18 protein-coding genes, 1 pseudogene and 1 riboswitch are annotated in these 17,108 nt (G+C 54.2%); of the genes and pseudogenes, 8 read left to right on the top strand and 11 right to left on the bottom strand.

All coding sequences use genetic code 11. The features are described from left to right. Positions 1-45 precede the first annotated feature (45 nt). Positions 46-350, top strand: a riboswitch (Lysine riboswitch). 95 nt (positions 351-445) lie between these two features. Beyond that, a complete protein-coding gene (gene lysC, locus AAGR22_RS01810) occupies positions 446-1,798 on the top strand; it encodes a lysine-sensitive aspartokinase 3 (RefSeq protein ID WP_067704554.1) in 1,353 nt (450 codons plus the stop codon). 65 nt (positions 1,799-1,863) lie between these two features. Then, positions 1,864-2,784 (top strand): bile acid:sodium symporter family protein, encoded by a 921-nt coding sequence (locus AAGR22_RS01805; protein WP_067704557.1) that lies wholly within the window; start codon positions 1,864-1,866, stop codon positions 2,782-2,784. Between the two features lie 44 nt (positions 2,785-2,828). On the opposite strand, the gene AAGR22_RS01800 is transcribed toward AAGR22_RS01805, so the two are convergent. The 7 genes from AAGR22_RS01800 to AAGR22_RS01770 all read right to left on the bottom strand — a co-directional run bounded on the left by AAGR22_RS01800 (position 2,829) and on the right by AAGR22_RS01770 (position 9,494). After that, on the bottom strand, positions 2,829-3,062 hold the full coding sequence (locus tag AAGR22_RS01800; RefSeq protein WP_345829934.1) for a hypothetical protein: 234 nt from the start codon (positions 3,060-3,062) through the stop codon (positions 2,829-2,831). 164 nt (positions 3,063-3,226) lie between these two features. Further along, on the bottom strand, positions 3,227-4,852 hold the full coding sequence (locus AAGR22_RS01795; protein ID WP_345829933.1) for a Na/Pi cotransporter family protein: 1,626 nt from the start codon (positions 4,850-4,852) through the stop codon (positions 3,227-3,229). Between the two features lie 123 nt (positions 4,853-4,975). Then, positions 4,976-5,968, bottom strand: a complete 993-nt coding sequence (locus AAGR22_RS01790) for an ABC transporter ATP-binding protein (RefSeq protein WP_345829932.1) — start codon at positions 5,966-5,968, stop codon at positions 4,976-4,978. Positions 5,969-5,970: 2 nt separating this feature from the next. Next, complete coding sequence (locus AAGR22_RS01785) at positions 5,971-6,756, bottom strand: ABC transporter permease (RefSeq protein ID WP_067704567.1); 786 nt, start codon at positions 6,754-6,756, stop codon at positions 5,971-5,973. 3 nt (positions 6,757-6,759) lie between these two features. Beyond that, positions 6,760-7,608, bottom strand: coding sequence for an ABC transporter permease subunit (locus tag AAGR22_RS01780; RefSeq protein ID WP_345831530.1), 849 nt, complete (start codon positions 7,606-7,608; stop codon positions 6,760-6,762). Continuing rightward, on the bottom strand, positions 7,608-8,423 hold the full coding sequence (locus AAGR22_RS01775) for an alkaline phosphatase family protein (RefSeq protein ID WP_345829930.1): 816 nt from the start codon (positions 8,421-8,423) through the stop codon (positions 7,608-7,610). Before AAGR22_RS01775 ends, AAGR22_RS01780 begins: the two co-directional genes overlap by 1 nt. A 9-nt stretch (positions 8,424-8,432) precedes the next feature. After that, positions 8,433-9,494, bottom strand: coding sequence for an ABC transporter substrate-binding protein (locus tag AAGR22_RS01770; RefSeq protein ID WP_067704578.1), 1,062 nt, complete (start codon positions 9,492-9,494; stop codon positions 8,433-8,435). A 613-nt stretch (positions 9,495-10,107) separates the two neighbouring features. Here AAGR22_RS01770 and tssD point away from each other — a divergent pair. The 3 genes from tssD to AAGR22_RS01755 are packed head-to-tail and all read left to right on the top strand — an operon-like array spanning position 10,108 to position 11,437. Then, on the top strand, positions 10,108-10,599 hold the full coding sequence (gene tssD, locus AAGR22_RS01765; protein ID WP_345829927.1) for a type VI secretion system tube protein TssD: 492 nt from the start codon (positions 10,108-10,110) through the stop codon (positions 10,597-10,599). Positions 10,600-10,610: 11 nt separating this feature from the next. After that, the gene (locus AAGR22_RS01760) at positions 10,611-10,973 is read left to right on the top strand and encodes a tlde1 domain-containing protein (RefSeq protein WP_067704585.1); all 363 of its coding nucleotides are present in this window, start codon (positions 10,611-10,613) and stop codon (positions 10,971-10,973) included. After that, entirely contained in the window at positions 10,970-11,437 is a 468-nt protein-coding gene (locus AAGR22_RS01755) for a hypothetical protein (protein ID WP_067704588.1), read from the top strand. Before AAGR22_RS01760 ends, AAGR22_RS01755 begins: the two co-directional genes overlap by 4 nt. Before the next feature lie 281 nt (positions 11,438-11,718). On the opposite strand, the gene AAGR22_RS01750 is transcribed toward AAGR22_RS01755, so the two are convergent. Both AAGR22_RS01750 and AAGR22_RS01745 read right to left on the bottom strand, forming a co-directional pair. Beyond that, positions 11,719-12,048 (bottom strand): hypothetical protein, encoded by a 330-nt coding sequence (locus AAGR22_RS01750; RefSeq protein ID WP_345829923.1) that lies wholly within the window; start codon positions 12,046-12,048, stop codon positions 11,719-11,721. Positions 12,049-12,226: 178 nt separating this feature from the next. After that, on the bottom strand, positions 12,227-12,730 hold the full coding sequence (locus tag AAGR22_RS01745) for a hypothetical protein (protein ID WP_345829922.1): 504 nt from the start codon (positions 12,728-12,730) through the stop codon (positions 12,227-12,229). Between the two features lie 39 nt (positions 12,731-12,769). On the opposite strand from AAGR22_RS01745, the pseudogene AAGR22_RS01740 reads away from it, so the two are divergent. Both AAGR22_RS01740 and iclR read left to right on the top strand, forming a co-directional pair. Further along, positions 12,770-13,604 (top strand): annotated as a pseudogene (locus AAGR22_RS01740) (IS3 family transposase). A gap of 139 nt (positions 13,605-13,743) precedes the next feature. Then, the gene (gene iclR, locus AAGR22_RS01735) at positions 13,744-14,577 is read left to right on the top strand and encodes a glyoxylate bypass operon transcriptional repressor IclR (protein ID WP_345829921.1); all 834 of its coding nucleotides are present in this window, start codon (positions 13,744-13,746) and stop codon (positions 14,575-14,577) included. 462 nt (positions 14,578-15,039) lie between these two features. Here iclR and AAGR22_RS01730 read toward each other — a convergent pair whose 3' ends face one another. Beyond that, positions 15,040-15,189, bottom strand: coding sequence for a hypothetical protein (locus tag AAGR22_RS01730; protein ID WP_345831646.1), 150 nt, complete (start codon positions 15,187-15,189; stop codon positions 15,040-15,042). A gap of 893 nt (positions 15,190-16,082) precedes the next feature. On the opposite strand from AAGR22_RS01730, the gene AAGR22_RS01725 reads away from it, so the two are divergent. Then, a complete protein-coding gene (locus AAGR22_RS01725; RefSeq protein WP_345829919.1) occupies positions 16,083-16,223 on the top strand; it encodes a hypothetical protein in 141 nt (46 codons plus the stop codon). 232 nt (positions 16,224-16,455) lie between these two features. On the opposite strand, the gene AAGR22_RS01720 is transcribed toward AAGR22_RS01725, so the two are convergent. Beyond that, entirely contained in the window at positions 16,456-16,599 is a 144-nt protein-coding gene (locus AAGR22_RS01720; RefSeq protein WP_156485047.1) for a hypothetical protein, read from the bottom strand. Between the last annotated feature and the right edge of the window lie 509 nt (positions 16,600-17,108).

Below are 17,108 nucleotides of genomic sequence, written 5' to 3'. Positions count from 1 at the left end.
CGCATAACCCGATATTTGTAGTCGGCTACTTGCGCATCTGATGCGCAAGCCAGAAGAGGCGCGTCGCCCAGGCAGTGTGTTTGAGGAGCCGAATCCATCGAAAACACATCAGGGGGAGCGACGCCGAGGTGCGAACCCTGCGGCGTGGGGAGCATCGACTACAGGGGCTGAATCCCCTGGGTTGTCACCGGGCGCGTGCGACGATATCCCGCGCCCTATCCTGATTAGTTGACGTTGCGGCAGGCAAATGCGTTCCGATAAACTGTTAAAAGTGAACCGGTAAGTTAGCGCAGAGAGCATAGCCGCCGCGTCAGGTAAGCGGGTAAACAAGGTGGGGCGCTTCTGGGTGACGCGTAGTTAAACGCTTTTCTACGTCTTCCCCCTTTCTGCTCCTCCCTTGTGCCAACGCTGATGGAAACTAACCTGACACGAGGTATGTCAACACATGTCCCAAACACTGATAGTGGCTAAATTTGGCGGAACCAGCGTGGCCGATTTCGCCGCCATGAACCGCAGCGCCGACGTGGTGCTTGCTAATCCGGGTACGCGTTTGGTGGTGCTTTCCGCCTCGGCGGGCGTGACCAATCTGCTGGTCACGCTGGCTGAAGGCCAGGAGCAGATGCAGCGCGCCCGGCTGCTGGACGAGATCCGCCGTATTCAGTATGCCATCATCGACCAGCTCACCCAGCCTGAGATTATCCGTGACGAAATTGATCGCGTGCTGGAAAACATTACCATGCTCTCCGAAGCGGCGGCGCTGGCAACCTCAACCGCCCTGACCGACGAACTGGTCAGCCACGGTGAACTGATGTCCAGCCTGCTGTTCGTCGAAGTGCTGCGCCAGCGCAACGCCCCCTCTCTGTGGTTTGACGTGCGCAAAGTGATGCGCACCGACGATCACTTTGGCCGCGCCGAGCCTGACGTTGCGCTGCTTGCTGACCTTGTGCAGACCCAGCTTGCCCCCCGTATGGCAGAAGCGCTGATCGTTACCCAGGGCTTTATCGGCAGCGAAGCCAAAGGCCGCACCACTACGCTGGGCCGGGGCGGCAGCGACTATACCGCCGCGCTGCTGGGCGAAGCGCTGCACGCAAGCCGCATTGATATCTGGACCGACGTGCCGGGCATCTACACCACCGATCCACGCGTGGTGCCCTCAGCGAAACGCATTGACGAAATCACCTTCGAAGAAGCGGCGGAGATGGCGACCTTCGGTGCGAAAGTACTGCACCCCGCCACGCTGATGCCAGCGGTGCGCAGCGACATCCCGGTCTTTGTCGGCTCGAGCCGGGACCCGGAAGCGGGCGGCACCCGCGTGTGCAACCAGACGCGGAATCCCCCGCTGTTCCGCGCGCTGGCGCTGCGCCGCAAGCAAACCCTGTTGACGCTGCACAGCCTGAATATGCTGCACGCGCGCGGCTTCCTGGCCGAAGTGTTCAATATTCTGGCGCGTCACAGTATCTCAGTTGACCTGATAACCACCTCGGAAGTCAGCGTGGCGCTGACGCTGGATACCACCGGTTCCACCTCAACGGGCACCAGTCTGCTGACGCAGGCGCTGCTAACGGAGCTGTCGTCGCTGTGCCGGGTCGAGGTGGAAGAGAACCTGGCGCTGGTCGCGCTGATCGGCAATAAGCTCTCCCAGGCCGCGGGCGTAGGTAAAGAGGTGTTTGGCGTGCTGGAGGGGGTCAATCTGCGCCTGATTTGCTACGGTGCCAGCAGCTACAACCTCTGCTTCCTGGTCCCCGGCCAGGACGCTGAAAAAGTCATTCAGAAACTGCATCACAATTTGTTCGAGTAACGCTTCCGAATGCTGATGGCAAATCCTGCACACCACAATAACGACTGAAAAAAGGAAGTCTGGCTATGCTCGCCACCGTTACGCGACTGTTTCCACTCTGGGCAGTCCTGCTCTCCGCCGCCGCCTGGTACTCCCCTGCCCCCTTTCTGAGCATTGGGCCATGGGTTACCTCGCTGTTAATGCTGATTATGTTCGGCATGGGCGTGACGCTAAATATTAACGATTTCAAACGGGTGCTGACGCGCCCCGCGCCGGTTATCGCCGGGACCTTTCTGCACTATCTGGTAATGCCGCTTGCCGCCTGGGGCCTGGCTAAGCTCTTTCATATGCCGTCGGAACTGGCCGCCGGTATGATTCTGGTTGGCAGCGTCGCCAGCGGCACCGCGTCAAACGTAATGATCTATCTGGCAAAGGGTGACGTGGCCCTGTCGGTGACCATCTCTTCGGTGTCGGCGCTGGTCGGGGTGTTCGCTACGCCGCTGCTGACTAAGCTCTATGTAGACACCCACATTCAGGTTGATGTGGTCGGTATGCTGCTGAGTATTATCAAGATTGTGGTGGTGCCGATCGGCATTGGCCTGATTGTTCACCATACGCTCAACGGCGTGGTCAGGCGCGTGGAGCCGTATCTTCCCGCGTTTTCCATGGTCTGCATTCTGCTGATCATCAGCGCGGTGGTAGCGGGCAGCCAGGGCTTTATCGGTTCAGTGGGACTGATGGTGATCGCGGCGGTCATTCTGCATAACGCCATCGGGCTGCTGGGGGGATACTGGGGCGGCAAGCTGTTTGGCTTTGACGAGTCAACCTGTCGCACGCTGGCGCTGGAGGTCGGTATGCAGAACTCAGGGCTGGCCGCTACGCTGGGCAAGTTGTACTTCTCCCCGCTGGCGGCGCTGCCTGGCGCCCTCTTCTCCGTCTGGCATAACCTCTCCGGATCGCTGCTGGCAGGATACTGGTCGGGTAAACCCGTCAAAAAGAAATTTTGAGGGAAACGAGGGATAACGCAGACTCTGTTATCCCTCAACGCCCTTTACTGCGCGTTCTGCTGCTGTTGCTGCTGATTTTCGTCCGCTTTTTTGGCTTTCTTTTTCGCCATATGATGACCGACGGCACAACCCGCTGCCGCACCCGCTACACCGTGATGCTTGATATGACCCGCCACGCCGCCTACCGCAGCACCTTTGATACAGCCCGCCGCTTCAACCTGTGACGTTGCAGACATCAGCAGGCCAAGGGTCACAACAAATACTGGAAGTTTACGCATACCCATCTCATCCTCAAAAAAATCAAAAAATACACCATCGTCAGACAGGAGAGCATAGCGCTCTTTATCAGAAAGAACAGGTGACAGAGAGAGATTCCAGAACAGTCTGGATTTGCGGTGAAGGCGCAGGCACTTTCCCGAATACCGTCGTGGCTGACCCGGCCCTACTCCTCATCCCTTTCATCATCCGGCTGCTCCAGCACGCTGTAGGCCACCGCGCAAAACAGCGAGTTAAGACGCTTCATATCGCCCAGCAGGCCCAGATGCAGCGAGCTGGTTTCAATACTCTGCACGTTTTGCTGGTGCAGGCGATCGACATGCTTATGCGAGTAGCGCCGGTTGGTGATTCGGAAGCGGTGCTTGGCGCGGCGTAGCCGTTTTGCGCTGGTCATATCCTGCGATAAAAACACCGACAGGCTCAGGCGCAGATTACTGGTGAGCTGCTCCAGCAGCGCATCCAGCTCGTTCAGCCCGTCCACGGAGAAAGGCCGACCGGCGTTAAGGGATTTGTCCGCCACGTCTCCGCTCATCCGTTCCAGAATATCGCCCGCCATCTCCAGATTAAGCGCCATCTCAATAATCTCCGCCCAGCGGCGGGAGTCGTCCTCAGGCAGATCCTCCTTCGGCATCTGGGCGAGATAGAGCTTGATGGCGGTATAGAGAACGTCCACATCGTCGTCCAGCCGACGAATTTCGCGATCCTCCCGCACCTCGCCGTGAATGACCTTAGCGAAGGTCGCCAGCATCTGGTCCAGCACGTCGCCCATACGCAGCGTCTCGCGCGAGGCATTTGCCAGCGCCAGCGCGGGCGTATCCAGCGCGCTGGGATCGAGGTGGCGCGGTTTAAGCCGCAGATCGCTCTCAGGCTCCTCGCGGATCAGGCGGCGACACAGCCTGGCCATCGGCTCGGCAAAGGGCACCATAATCAGGCAGCGGATCAGGTTGTAGAAAACGTGGAAGAATATCACCAGCTCTTCGTCGTTTACCGGCAGCTTATGCAGCCAGACGGCCAGGATATCCACAAACGGCAGGACCACCAGCGAGCCGATAAATTTAAACAGCAGGCTGCCCAGCGCCACGCGCTTGCCCGCCGCGTTGGCGGTGCTGTTATTGAGCATCGCCAGCAGCCCGCTCCCGAGGTTAGCACCGATCACCAGGCACAGAGCCACTTTGAAGGAGATAACCCCTGTGGCCGTCAGCGTTGCGGTGATCAGCACGGCGGCCAGGCTGGAGTAGCTGATAATGGCAAACACCGCGCCAATCAGCGCATCCAGCATCACGTCCCCGGTCAGCGACGAGAAGATAACCTTCACCCCGGAGGCCTGAGTAATCGGCGTGGCGGCGGCGACGATCAGCTGTAGCGCCAGCAGGATCAGCCCCAGCCCGATGCTGGCGCGACCCAACTGTCCGGCGCGCGTCTGCTTACGGCCCAGAAAGAACACCACGCCGAAGAAGATAAACAGCGGGGAAAGCCAGGAAAGGTCAAAGGTCAGGATACGCGCCATCAGCGCGGTACCGACGTCGGCCCCCAGAATAATCACCAGCGCGGGCGTCAGTCCCACCAGCTCCTGCGCCACAAAGGACGTCACCAGCAGCGTGGTGGCATTACTGCTCTGTACCAGCGCGGTGACGCCAATACCCGCCATAAACGCCATCGGTTTTTTTGCCACGCTGCGGCTCAGCACGCGGCGTAAATCAGCACCGTAAACGCGCATAATCCCGGTACGCACAATATGCGTTCCCCAGATCAGCAGCGCCACGGCAGAAAGTAAATTAAGCAGGGTTAACACCGGTATCGACCTCGTTACATCACAAACATACCATCGGGGCGATTCTGTCCGCCCCGCTTACCGCCTTAAGCGTAGTCGATTTAGTGAAAAAATGTGTTTAATCAGCGTGATATCTGGTCACTATCAGGCAACTTCGCGCAGCGTGCCCGGCTCCAGCAGCAGACCGACCTGAAAGCCCGCCGGATGCAGGCTCTCTACCGAGCGGTTCAGCACGTCGACCCACAGCTCGACCTCTTTTGCCTTAACCCGGTAGCGAATAACGTTCCCCAACAGGCTGTGGCCGAGTATCTGCGCCGGAATGCCCTGCCCGGATGGACAGAAAACCACGGATTCAGGCCGCAGCGCCACCTGGCGGTGGAAGGTCTCGCCGGTCAGCTGCGCTGCCTGCTCTGCCGTCAGCAGGTTGTAGTGGCCGATAAAACCGGCGGCAAACAGATTGACGGGCTGGGTATAGAGCGCCTCGGCATTACCGGTCTGCACAATTCTGCCCTGATCCATCAGCACGATGCGATCGGAAAGCACCAGCGCCTCCTCCTGATCGTGCGTGACGAACAGCGTGGTCAGGTTGAGCTCCTTCTGAATGCTGCGAATACGATCGCGAAGGTGGCGACGAATACGCGCATCCAGCGCCGAAAGCGGCTCATCCAGCAGCAGCAGACGTGGCCGCGTCACCAGCGATCGCGCCAGCGCCACGCGCTGGCACTGCCCACCGGAAAGCTGATGCGGGTAGCGGCGGGCGTAGTCGTTCATCTCCACCAGCTCCAGCACCTCCGCGACGCGCTGCGAAATCGCGGATGCCGGAAGTTTCTGCATCTTCAGGCCGAAGGCGACGTTGCGCTCCACGGTCATATTGGGAAACAGCGCGTAGCTTTGAAATACCATGCCAACGGCGCGATTCTGCGGCGTCAGCGGGGCAATGTCCTGCCCGTCCAGGAGGATCTGCCCGCCATCGACCGGGGTCAGGCCCGCGATACAGCGCAGCAGCGTGGATTTACCACAGCCGCTGGGACCAAGCAGGGTAACGAACTCCCCCTCGCTGGCAGAGAAATCAATATCCTGAAAAATCATCGTCGGGCCGTAGCTTTTACTCAGGCGGGTTACGTTCAGCCAGCTCATATTCAGCCTCTCTCGCGGTTCAGGGCGTTCGCCAGCCAGGTGATCAGCAGGACGACCAGGAAGTAGGAAATCACTAAGGCACTGCTGAAGTGACCGCTTTCATTGCGCACGTTATAGAGATAAACCTGTAGCGTTTCATAGCGGGTGCCGACCAGCAGGTTAGCAAGCACAAACTCACCTATCAGGAATGAGAAGGAGAGCAGCACGGCAATAAAGGCCCCTTTGCGCAGATTCGGCAGCACCACCAGCAGCGCGGCCTGCCAGGTACTGGCCCCCAGCAGATGCGCGGCATCTATCAGCTCGCGCATATTGATCGCCTGCATATTGTTGGCCAGCGCACGGTAGATAAAGGGCAGCGCCAGGGTGAAATAGCAGCCGATCAAAATCCAGGGCGTACCGGTTAGCATCAGCGGCGGGTCGGAGTAGAGCTGGAGCAGGCCCACCGAGGAGACCACCGGCGGCACGGCAAACGGCATCAGGATCAGCACGTTCATTACCGCGTCCAGCCGGGGAAAATAGTAAGCAATCACAAACATGGCAGGCAGCACCAGCACCAGCGAGAAGACAAGCGCACCCAGGCAAATCAGCAGGGAGTGGCCCAGCGCGGTCATAAAGCGCGGATCGCTCCACAGCTGCACCATCCACCTGAGGGTAAAGCCCCGCGGCAGAATGGTTGCTCCCCAGGTGGTGGAAAGCGCATAGAGCAGCGTCGCCAGCAGCGGCAGCGCCAGAATCAAAAACACCAGCCACACCACCACTTGATGATAGAGATATTCACGCCGTGACATCCGTCAGCTCCTCCGGCCTGCGTACTGGTAGCTGCGGCGCAGCAGCCACTGGTGCACCAGGGTGATCGCCACCATCAGCAGCACCAGCAGCATCGCCAGCGCGCTGCCCATATTGGGATCGAGAGAGATATCGCCCGAGACCAGCGCGGCAATCCGCACCGGGACCAGGTTGAAGTTACCGGTGGTCAGCGCATAAATGGTGGCGTAAGCCCCCAGCGCATTCGCCAGCAGAATCACAAAGGTGCCGAGCAGCGCGGGCGACAGGATCGGCAGACCAATATGCCGCCAGTAGTGCCAGCGTCCGGCACCTAATAGCGCCGCCGACTCCTGCCACTCCTTCTTCAGCCCGTCAAAGGCCGGGTAGAGCAGCAGGATCCCCAGCGGGATCTGAAACCAGCTGTAAACCACAATCAGCCCGTCGGCCGAGTAGAGGTTAAAGTTCTGCATCAGGCCATATTTATGCATCAGCAGCGTCACGCAGCCGTTCAGCCCCAGCAAAATCACAAAGGCGAAGGCCAGCGGCACCCCGGCGAAGTTGCTGGTCATATTGGTGAATGACATCAGGAAGCGGTGCAGCCTGCCGCCGCCGAGCTGATGCAGCGAATACCCGCCCGCCAGGGCAATAAGCAGGCCCCAGACGCTGGACCAGAACGAGATATCCAGCGAGAAGCGCATCGCCTGACGGTAAAAAGTGGAGGTCAGAATATCGCTGTAGTTGCCCCAGCCCCAGGCCTCATACATCTCGCTGTAGAAGCTGTGGATGGCAATCCACACCAGCGGCGCAACCTGAAAGGCAATATAGAACAGCGTAAACGGCACCAGGCACAGCAGCGCTAACCCTTTGCCCCTCATCACTCTGCCTCCCGCCGGGCCAGCAGCTCGGGGCAGAGAGGCTTATCATGATCGACGCCGAGAAGTTCACACAGCGTGCCACACAGCTCGGTTTGCAGCGGCGCGGCATCCATTTGCAGTGAAAAGGCCTGGCCGAAAACGAACAGCGGCACCGAGGTTTCCTCCGGCAAAATGCCGCCGTGGCTGCGATCGTCATTCATGCCATGATCGGCGGTGACCAGCACCTGATACCCCGCCTCCAGCCAGCCCGGCATCCAGTGCGACAGATAGCCGTCCGCCATCCGCGCGCGATTACGGTACTGCGGCGAGGAGAGGCCAAACTTATGTCCGGCGTCATCAATATTCATCGGATGGATCAGCAGGAAATCGGGGTTATGGCGCAGCCGCAGGCTTTCCGCATCCTCAAACAGATGGGAATCCGGGTAGCCGTCGTCATAATAGAAATGACCGTACTGGATGGGCAGCGCCGCATCGACGGTATGACGATCCCGGGCGGGCTGCCACGGCGAACGGTTATACAGCTCGCTCACCCAGTGGTAGGCCGCAGCCGCCGTGGTCAGCCCGGCCTCGCGCGCATAGTGGAACACGCTGCGTTCCCGGCTCAGGCGATTGACGCCATTATGCACCACCCCGCTTTTGACCGGCGTGACGCCGGTAAGAATGCACTCATACAAAGGGCGCGACAGCGAGGGAAGCTCACAGGTCAGCTGATAGAGCTGCCCGTTACCCTGCGCGCACTCCGCCTGGAGATAGCCCATCGTCGCCTCAGCCACCTCATAATTCAGCCCGTCCAGCACCACCAGAATCGTTTTCATCCCGACTCCCTACTGCTTCATATTGACGATGACGTTTTCCTGCCACAGGCGCGGCAGCATTTTAGCGGCTTTATCCCACGCAGCCGGATCGGCGATGGGGTGTGCGCTCTTATAGGCGGAGGCGGGCAGCAGTTTGGCCTGCACGTCGGCGGGCAGCGTCAGATGTTCAGCGCGGATCGGGCGGGCGTAGCCGCGCGCAAGGTTAATCTGCCCGGCGTCGGAGAAAATATACTCCCGCGCCAGCTTCGCGGCATTAGGGTGCTGCGCATATTTATTGATGATGGTGGTGTAGCCCGAGGTGATGGATCCATCGGACGGGATAACGACCTCAAAGCGGTTCCTGTCAATGCGATCGCGATAGTTCAGGCCGTTAAAGTCCCACACCACCGCCACCTGAATCTCGCCCTTCTCGATGTTGGCAATCACCGGATCGCTTACCCCCAGCCGCCCCTCTTTCGCCAGTTCGCCAAAGAACGCCAGCGCAGGCTTGAGGTTGGTCTCGCTGCCGCCCAGCGCATAGCTGGCCGCCAGCACGCCGTTGGCCGCCTGGGCCGCCACGCCAACGTCGCCGATGGTCACCACGTATTTGCCCTTTTTCAGATCGGCCCAGCTGTGCGGCACCTCCTTCACCTGGTCCTTATTCACGATAAACGCGATGGTACCGGTGTAGGCCAGCGCCCAGTTGCCCTCTTTATCCTTCGCCCACGCCGGGATCTGCTCCCAGGTGCTGGGCTTATAGGGCTGCGCCAGCCCCTTCTGTACCGCGATCGGCCCAAAAGAGGACCCTACGTCACCGATATCCGCGCTGGCCTGGCTCTTTTCTGCCGCGAACTTCGCCAGCTCCTGCGCCGACGACATATCGGTGTCGCTGTGCTTAATACCGTACCTGTTGCTGAGGTCATCCCAGGTTTGCTTCCAGTTGGCCCAGCTGTCCGGCATCCCGACGCTGTTCACCTCCCCTTCACTTTTTGCCGCTTTCTCCAGCGCAGCGAGGTCGCCGTCCGCCGCGCGGGCGCCGGAGAGGTTCAGAAGAAGGGCACTGACTAAAACAGATGCGAATATTGGTTTCATCACTGCTGCTCCGGGTGGGTCGTTGAAGGGATTTCTGGATTAATCCAGCAAGATCCGCGCCAATCTAACCTGGTGAGATGACAGTTTTATGAAAAGACGCGGGCATGGGCGGATGTCAGGCAGCCAGCGCATGAAGCACGAAACCGCCCTTAACTGAGATAGCAGCCGGCCGGGCTTTATGCGCGGCTTTCGATCCGTTTATGTGCAGCTTCGCACTAAATAGAGGCCTGATAGCCCATGCGCTGAGTCAGGTCGTCCCCGTCGTGCTTCGGGCGTTACCAGGGAGATAAGCAGGACGTTATCACGCGCGGTTAACCAGCCAGTTGTGCTGTCTGCCAGCTGTCAGGCAGCGACGCCAGCTTTCTCCACAGACGACGATTAACTCGTTCACTTACTTCACCAATAATCCTTGTCAGCGTGGAGGCGGCGGGCAGTCATTTAAAACGGTGGCAGAGAAAACGGGCATATCCCGCGCCACGTATTTCCGTCTGAAACGAAAATCAAAAGCAATTCATTCTATTGATCTAAATCAATAAAAAATCAAGTAGTGTTTTCTCCATAAAGGAACAGAAGGTGATAATTCCCCCTTTAATCACGAAAAGGAGTTCACAGAATGGCAATACCTGTTTATTTATGGCTGAAGGACGATGGGGGAAATCCCGTCAAAGGCTCTGTTGATGTGCAGCAACGCGAGGGAAGCATAGAGATAACCGCGCTGGCTCACAGCGTATCTCTCCCCACAGATGATCTGTCCGGTAAGATAACGGCCACTCGCGAACATGCTCCCTTTATCCTCACCAAAGCGCTGGACTCTTCCAGCCCGTACCTTTATCAGTTCGTCAGCGCCGGGAAGCTCTTAAAATCTGCCGAGCTTAAATTCTATCGCATTAATTACGCCGGACAGGAAGAAGAATATTTTAACGTACTCCTTGAGAATGCCCGCATTACCTGTGTCGTCCCCTTTATGGAAGATGTTAAAGACCCGGACTACGAACGTCACGATCACCTTGAATTGCTCGAAATGACGTATGAAAAAATCACCTGGAAATATCTGGACGGCAATATTATTCACTCTGATTCCTGGAAAGAGCGCAGCGCGGCATAGGAGAACAACACATGGCATGGATATACCACCAAAGTACCGGCGAACTGTGGCACAACGGTAAGTTAATGGGTAAAGGTTATTCGGGGAGTCTGACCAACAAAAACAACCCGGATCGTCAACACGTTAAAGGTATGGGGCCAATTCCTCGCGGAACGTATCGCATTGGTGACTATACAAACTCAAAGGGGCCAATGACAATCATTCTGATTCAAACGTCCGGAGAAAGTTTCGGCCGCTCCCTGTTCCGTATCCACGGCGAGAAAAAGCCGCCGAAAGTCCCTGGATTCGCCTCTGAGGGCTGCATAATCATGGGGCCGGTAGTACGCGGAAAAATCATTCATTCCAGTGATAACAAGTTAGAGGTTGTCAGATGATCCGCCGTGGCATCGTTCTCGCAACTTGTCTTCTTTCTGCCTCCTGTATGGCATCAGAAAGCAACTGGGACACATACATTAATCTGGTCGTCAGCGCTGACCCCGCGACAATTCAGGCATTGCCAGCGAAAATTAAAAGCATTGGTGACAGCCTGGATGACAAGCACACGGAACAACTGACGACCGCTATAAGCATGGCTCTGATTAAGGAGCCGGTAGCTGTGCTTAACGTCACCAATCAGTTTAAGACGAGCCCAGACCGTCTACAGCAGCGTTTTGGCACATTACTGATATGCAGCATTCCACTGATGACGAATGCCACAATGACACAAGTTGAGGAGTATTTCGCGAAGGCAGTACCCGTGCTGGAAAAGGCTGGAGCTGCTGCCGCAGAATGTCTGAGCAATATGCGTGACACGATTGACGAGGTCAGACAAGAAACCGCACAAAACCCAGCAAAGTAATCCTCAGAACAAACCTGGCGCTTGCCGGGTTTTCTTAACGAATGCCTAATTAATTAAATTTAATTTAAAACAATACATTATGTTATTAGCGTGGTTTTTTACACGGTTGACCCTCAAACCCCATTATCTGCTCCGGATACAGACCTTCTGCGGCAGTACGCCGCGATGTCGGTCTCACTGAGTGTGGCGGTCTCGATAATCACCGCCAGGCGGGCTTGCGCCGGGCACTGTTCGCTGTTTTTGTCTGCACCCGGCACCGATTGTCCCCTTCTCTTGCCTGACTACGCCAGTTGTAGAGAGTCGCTTCCGATATCCCTTCCATTTGCGCAACTGCGGAGACCGTCATGTTGTAGGGAGGGAGTAATTTGGCCTGTGTGGTAACCTTTCGTTTCGGTGAAATGCGTTTCATACCAGCGCCCCATCGCCTCATTAGCGTATTTGATGGGGTTGACACGTATCCTGACACTGGGGAGATATACAAGATCATGAAGTTGTTCAACATTTGTTAATGATTCATTTTCTTTCTTTTTATGACAGGCAAATTTTAATGCCCAACTATTATTATCAGAAACTACTTTAGATAACACATCTGCTTGAGCATAAAAAATCATACACTTAATAGATACAGAGTAGACAGTTTAACTTTCATCTTTATTCCTTCATTCGTGATAAATAAATAATTCCAACCTTTTCCTAACATACCAGAAAAATAGTTCATCAGAAGATGATCAGCAGCACTAAAAATATATAGAAATGCATTATAAAACAGTTTTTTATAATTAAAAAAAATCAAATGAACCCAGATGACAATGCTTTACTGAGGATATATTCTTTAACTGTATCATCAATGCTAATTGTAAAGCAATCGTCAGCATACTGAATTCTAACATAACAAGCAGTGTTTATAGGATTAACAAATCCTTTGCATAAAGTATCTCCCCCGTTATTGACAAACAACCTAATCCTCCTAACCTCAACAGAAGATCCGAAAAAACGATCAGCTACTTCACCCCGAATTGGCTTTGATTGTCGAGAAATAAAGTCAGAATTACCGTCATAACCACAAAACGTTGAATCAATATGGTTCCCATACACTTCACCTGAAGTAAATGTAAACTTTTCATTAAGAAGTGATGTATAGTCAATATTTTTGAACTCAGAAACCAGGCTAACAACAAAGATGGGATATTTATATGAGTAAATAGATGAATTACTCGCAGCAGGAAACGTATGCTGTTCTGAAAAATATAATCTCGTTATAAGGTAATCCCCCCAAAAAACCGGTGTGTTCATAAGTAGAGTTTTCTCGTAATCTGAACCGGGGAGATTTCTATGAAAAAATCACGTTTTACCGACAGCCAGATAATGGCCATCCTGAAGCAGGCCGAAGCCGGAACGCCAGTGGCTGAACTGTGCCGCGAGCATGGCATGAGCAATGCCAGTTTCTACAAGTGGCGTTCTCGCTTTGGCGGTATGGATGCTTCCATGATGGCCCGACTGAAAGAGCTGGAAGACGAAAATCGCCGTCTCAAGAAGATGTATGCCGAAGAACGACTCAAAGCCGAAATCATTCAGGAAGCCATGGCAAAAGGGTGTACCGGATTTACGGCGAGTTGTCGCTGAACATGCGGATCAAACCGAAAAAACGACTGAAACGGAATAAACCTGATCCGCTAGCTGTGCCTGATAACAGCAACGAATGCTGGTCGATGGACTTCATGCATGAGCAGCTATCGGATGGCCGTTCCGTCCGTTTACTGAATGTTATCGATGATTTTAATCGTGAGGCCCTGGCCATTGAGGTGGATTTTTCTCTGCATGCAAATCGTGTGATGAGGACTCTCAAGCAACTCATTGAATGGAAAGGTAAACCGGCAGCGAAACGATGCGATAACGGGCCAGAATATACCGGTAAGATACTGATATCATGGGCGGCTGAGCAGAATATAACACCTCGCTTTATTCAGCCCGGTAACCCTCAACAAAACGCTTATATTGAGCGATATAACCGGACGGTGCGTTATGACTGGCTGGGGCAGCACCTGTTTACATCACTTGAGGAGTTGCAGAGCTATGCCACGCGATGGCAATGGTTTTATAATCACGAACGTCCGAATAGGCGCTGAATGGCTACACGCCGATGCAGCATAGACAACGCACGATCTGATCCTACTTATCACCTACGTTAAAAATGGGGGGATTACCTCAGCCTCTGCTGCATACTGATCCGACCAGATCGCGCCGCTTGCAAAATCGCCTGATAAAACGAAAATGGTTTCCATAATGTGAAAACGAAGGGATCCGCTATGACCACGCCAGCAGTTATCAAACGCGGCAAGAAACCCCGCGCCGCGCAGGCGCAGCCCGCCCAGCCCGCCGGCCAGGTCCAGTCGCTGACCCGCGGCCTGAAGCTGCTGGAGTTTATTGCCGATGCCCACGGCAGCGTGGCGCTGACCGAGCTGGCGCAGCAGGCGGGATTACCCAACTCGACCACCCATCGCCTGCTGACCACAATGCAGCAGCAGGGATTTGTCCGTCAGGTGGGCGACCTCGGCCTGTGGACCATCGGCGCACACGCCTTTGTGGTGGGCAGCAGCTTTTTGCAGAGTCGTAACCTGCTGGCGCTGGTCCACCCGATGCTGCGCAAGCTGATGGAGGATTCGGGAGAGACGGTCAATCTGGCCGTGCTGGACATTAGCGATCGCCAGGCAGTGATTATCGACCAGGTGCAGTGTACCCAGCTGATGCGCATGTCTGCCCCCATTGGCGGCAAGCTGCCGATGCATGCTTCCGGCGCGGGCAAAGCCTTTCTGGCCAACCTCTCCGAGGCGCAGGTCAGCGAGCTGCTGCACCGGCAGGGGCTGCATTACTACACGCCACGCACCCTGATGTCGCCGCACAGTCTGAAGGAGAACCTGGCGCTGGTACGCAAGGTCGGTTTTTCCTTCGATGATGAAGAACACGCCCTGGGGCTGCGCTGCGTCGCGGCCTGCATCTACGACGAACACCGCGAACCCTTTGCCGCCATCTCCATTTCCGGCCCGGTGTCCCGCGTTACGGATGACCGCGTAACCGAGCTGGGCGCGCTGGTTATCGGCGCGGCGAAGGAGATAACCCGTGAATATGGCGGGTTGAGGTAACCTAAGGTTTCGGGCCAGTAACCCGGTACTGCGCGGTATTGTGGCGGTGATATGCCGCCGCTATGCCGATATATGCGGTCATCATGACGGTACGGCATAAACCTACGCCCTGATTAATAACGCCAATTAACGGCTATTTGAACAGCTGAGGGGCAAAAGTACCGGATTGCCGGCATCGTAAGCCTGGTGCTGAATAACCTTCCGAACGGCGGCAACTGCCGTGCCGATAAAACCGGTCGCGCCTGTAAGAAAAATTCGCATTTTCATCCGTCCTTCTGTGAGTATTAGATGACTTTCACAACCCGATGCGGCTATTTTAGATGCGGAACGTTATACAATCTATGCTGCAAATTCGCCGTTTTATGTCCGATCGTCCGGGGCAGGTTCAGGTTATGGATCCGCCTGGCTTTGCTGAATAAATCAGATTTTTTGGATACGCATCCCCATAGGCAGTGGCTGCTCTCAGGAAATACGCACACTTTCTGGCATTCCTTCCTTCGTCATTTTGTTCAGCGCACGCACCATGGCCAGAGACTCTGTAATCTGACCACGGTTGATAAGAGCGTTGTTGTCGTTGCGCCAGTTGGTGATTCTGAACTTCTGCTTTGCCACGGGACGACCTGTGTTGCAGGGTAATGCGTGCTCTTATCCTTCAACTCAGAAAAAGTTCGATTTATTCAAATAAGCCTTTCTGTGGCAGCGGTAATAGTTTTATCTTCTAGCTAATTGTTGTACGAAAGAAAATACTCATGACCGTTTTCCTTAAGGTTTTTTACTGCCAGTCTGGAAGATGATTACTATAATTTCAGGCATCTGAATTTTTATAAGCCTTCGGCTTCATTTTTGAAATATTTTCCAATAAATTCTCATACTTTAATATTTTACTCTCAATCAATACTTCTTTTTTTTGAGAAGAGTTTGGATTGATCAGTTCACAATGCATCTTTTCATTTTTAACTGAGATGGTTTTTTCTGCAAATTAAATGTAATTCTTATTTTTTTCTGCCAGACTGAATGCAGCATTGCTGCTGTTTAAAATTTTGCATGAAAATAATTGACTATCTGCATCTTGTAATCCTTATGCCCCACCAGGTTAACAATTAATTTTACAAGTTAATTTGAGTTCCGCTTCCAAGTTTATCTACCAGGGCGGTGTTAGAATGGGATACTGGATTACCAGGACCTGATGACACAATCGCTGATACTACGCGCAAATCTACTGCATTATGGCGCCGATGCCCCCTGCTCAATCCGTGTATTGACTGCTTAACGTTATTGATGTTGCGTACCAACTCCGACGATGAATTGGTCTGATTGCGGACGTTTGCAGGTGTGCTGGCGACCCCGTAATTTTGAGAGCCACTACCAATTCCACTTACAGGCATATAAATATCCTCCTTAAAAAAAATATGTTTCAATATTAATAGAGTGGTAGATGAGATTTCTATAAAAAAACGATCATGTATAATTTAACAGTACTGGAAACTATGACATAAGAGAGGCCGGTGTTCGAAATCGCTGCACTGGACATTTATTCAGAATATGCCGCTTTGTCCTGGCTGACGACGGGGGGCAGGACGGAGCTGCTGGCCGGTATCGACCTGCAGGAAATCCAGAGCTACAACGAAGAAACAGCTGACGGCTGAGTGATGCGCCGCAGGGCAGGGAGCTTATCTGATGGTTTCAAGGAGGGTGCCGCAGAAGGGTGAAATCTGGCACGTTAATGGTGATCCGGTTGAAAGGCGCGAATTTAAAGGGCCGCATTATTACCTGGTAATTTCGCAGCGCAAGCTGTTAGCCGCGCTGAACGTATCCTGAGCGGGGTTTTGTTGAATAAATCAGATTTTGGATAAGCATCCCCATAGCCGGTTACTGCTCTCAGGAAATACGCACACTCTCTGGCATTCCTGCCTTCTTCATTTTGTTCAGCGCACGCACCATGGCCAGAGACTCTGCAATCTGACCACGGTTGATAAGAGCGTTGTTGTCGCTGCGCCAGTTAGTGATTCTGAACTTCTGCATGTGCTTTCACGTCTTCAACAAATTCATCATCATTAAACGGCATTTACGATCGGTTCTTTTACTGTGACCCTGCCCCAAAACCTCTGCGACAAACCGCCTGTTGAGGGGACTTTTTAAGCGCGGCTACCGCACCACCCTCCCGATCGGGCTGCCCTTTTATTAGAAACACTAATTTATCGATTCTGAGACCAGCAAAGGTCAGAGAAATGCTTACCCACGCCTTTTCCCTTCAAAGTTACTGAACTCATCAGGGCCGTTCTGGAAACACCGGATGTTTTCAGAATCCCACATCCCTTAGGGGCTTACCGCAGCACTTACTTCTGCGACATAAAACCAGCAGGTCGTGCGACCTAGCGCGTTCAACGAAACATTCAGCAAACAAAATACATACATTAAAATAATATAATTAATGTTATTAATATAATCTGCGATTACCTTACTGGCTAACAAAAAATGTTGTCATTATGAATTATATCCTTTTAATCAGTTAGTTGTATAAATGTCGTGCG

Source organism: Erwinia sp. HDF1-3R, assembly GCF_039621855.1.
Taxonomy (GTDB): Bacteria; Pseudomonadota; Gammaproteobacteria; order Enterobacterales; family Enterobacteriaceae; genus Erwinia.
The sequence above is the reverse complement of the archived record's forward strand: the minus strand, read 5'-3'. Positions and strand labels throughout refer to the sequence as shown.

What these genes read in the sequence shown, in the direction of transcription:
- AAGR22_RS01770 (WP_067704578.1), bottom strand. Translation starts at nt 9,494, where the DNA reads ATGAAACCAATATTCGCATCTGTTTTAGTCAGTGCCCTTCTTCTGAAC.
- AAGR22_RS01720 (WP_156485047.1), bottom strand. Translation starts at nt 16,599, where the DNA reads ATGCAGAAGTTCAGAATCACTAACTGGCGCAGCGACAACAACGCTCTT.
- lysC (WP_067704554.1), top strand. Translation starts at nt 446, where the DNA reads ATGTCCCAAACACTGATAGTGGCTAAATTTGGCGGAACCAGCGTGGCC.
- AAGR22_RS01805 (WP_067704557.1), top strand. Translation starts at nt 1,864, where the DNA reads ATGCTCGCCACCGTTACGCGACTGTTTCCACTCTGGGCAGTCCTGCTC.
- AAGR22_RS01755 (WP_067704588.1), top strand. Translation starts at nt 10,970, where the DNA reads ATGATCCGCCGTGGCATCGTTCTCGCAACTTGTCTTCTTTCTGCCTCC.
- AAGR22_RS01785 (WP_067704567.1), bottom strand. Translation starts at nt 6,756, where the DNA reads ATGTCACGGCGTGAATATCTCTATCATCAAGTGGTGGTGTGGCTGGTG.
- tssD (WP_345829927.1), top strand. Translation starts at nt 10,108, where the DNA reads ATGGCAATACCTGTTTATTTATGGCTGAAGGACGATGGGGGAAATCCC.
- AAGR22_RS01750 (WP_345829923.1), bottom strand. Translation starts at nt 12,048, where the DNA reads ATGATTTTTTATGCTCAAGCAGATGTGTTATCTAAAGTAGTTTCTGAT.
- AAGR22_RS01790 (WP_345829932.1), bottom strand. Translation starts at nt 5,968, where the DNA reads ATGAGCTGGCTGAACGTAACCCGCCTGAGTAAAAGCTACGGCCCGACG.
- AAGR22_RS01800 (WP_345829934.1), bottom strand. Translation starts at nt 3,062, where the DNA reads ATGCGTAAACTTCCAGTATTTGTTGTGACCCTTGGCCTGCTGATGTCT.
- AAGR22_RS01745 (WP_345829922.1), bottom strand. Translation starts at nt 12,730, where the DNA reads ATGAACACACCGGTTTTTTGGGGGGATTACCTTATAACGAGATTATAT.
- AAGR22_RS01775 (WP_345829930.1), bottom strand. Translation starts at nt 8,423, where the DNA reads ATGAAAACGATTCTGGTGGTGCTGGACGGGCTGAATTATGAGGTGGCT.
- iclR (WP_345829921.1), top strand. Translation starts at nt 13,744, where the DNA reads ATGACCACGCCAGCAGTTATCAAACGCGGCAAGAAACCCCGCGCCGCG.
- AAGR22_RS01760 (WP_067704585.1), top strand. Translation starts at nt 10,611, where the DNA reads ATGGCATGGATATACCACCAAAGTACCGGCGAACTGTGGCACAACGGT.
- AAGR22_RS01780 (WP_345831530.1), bottom strand. Translation starts at nt 7,608, where the DNA reads ATGAGGGGCAAAGGGTTAGCGCTGCTGTGCCTGGTGCCGTTTACGCTG.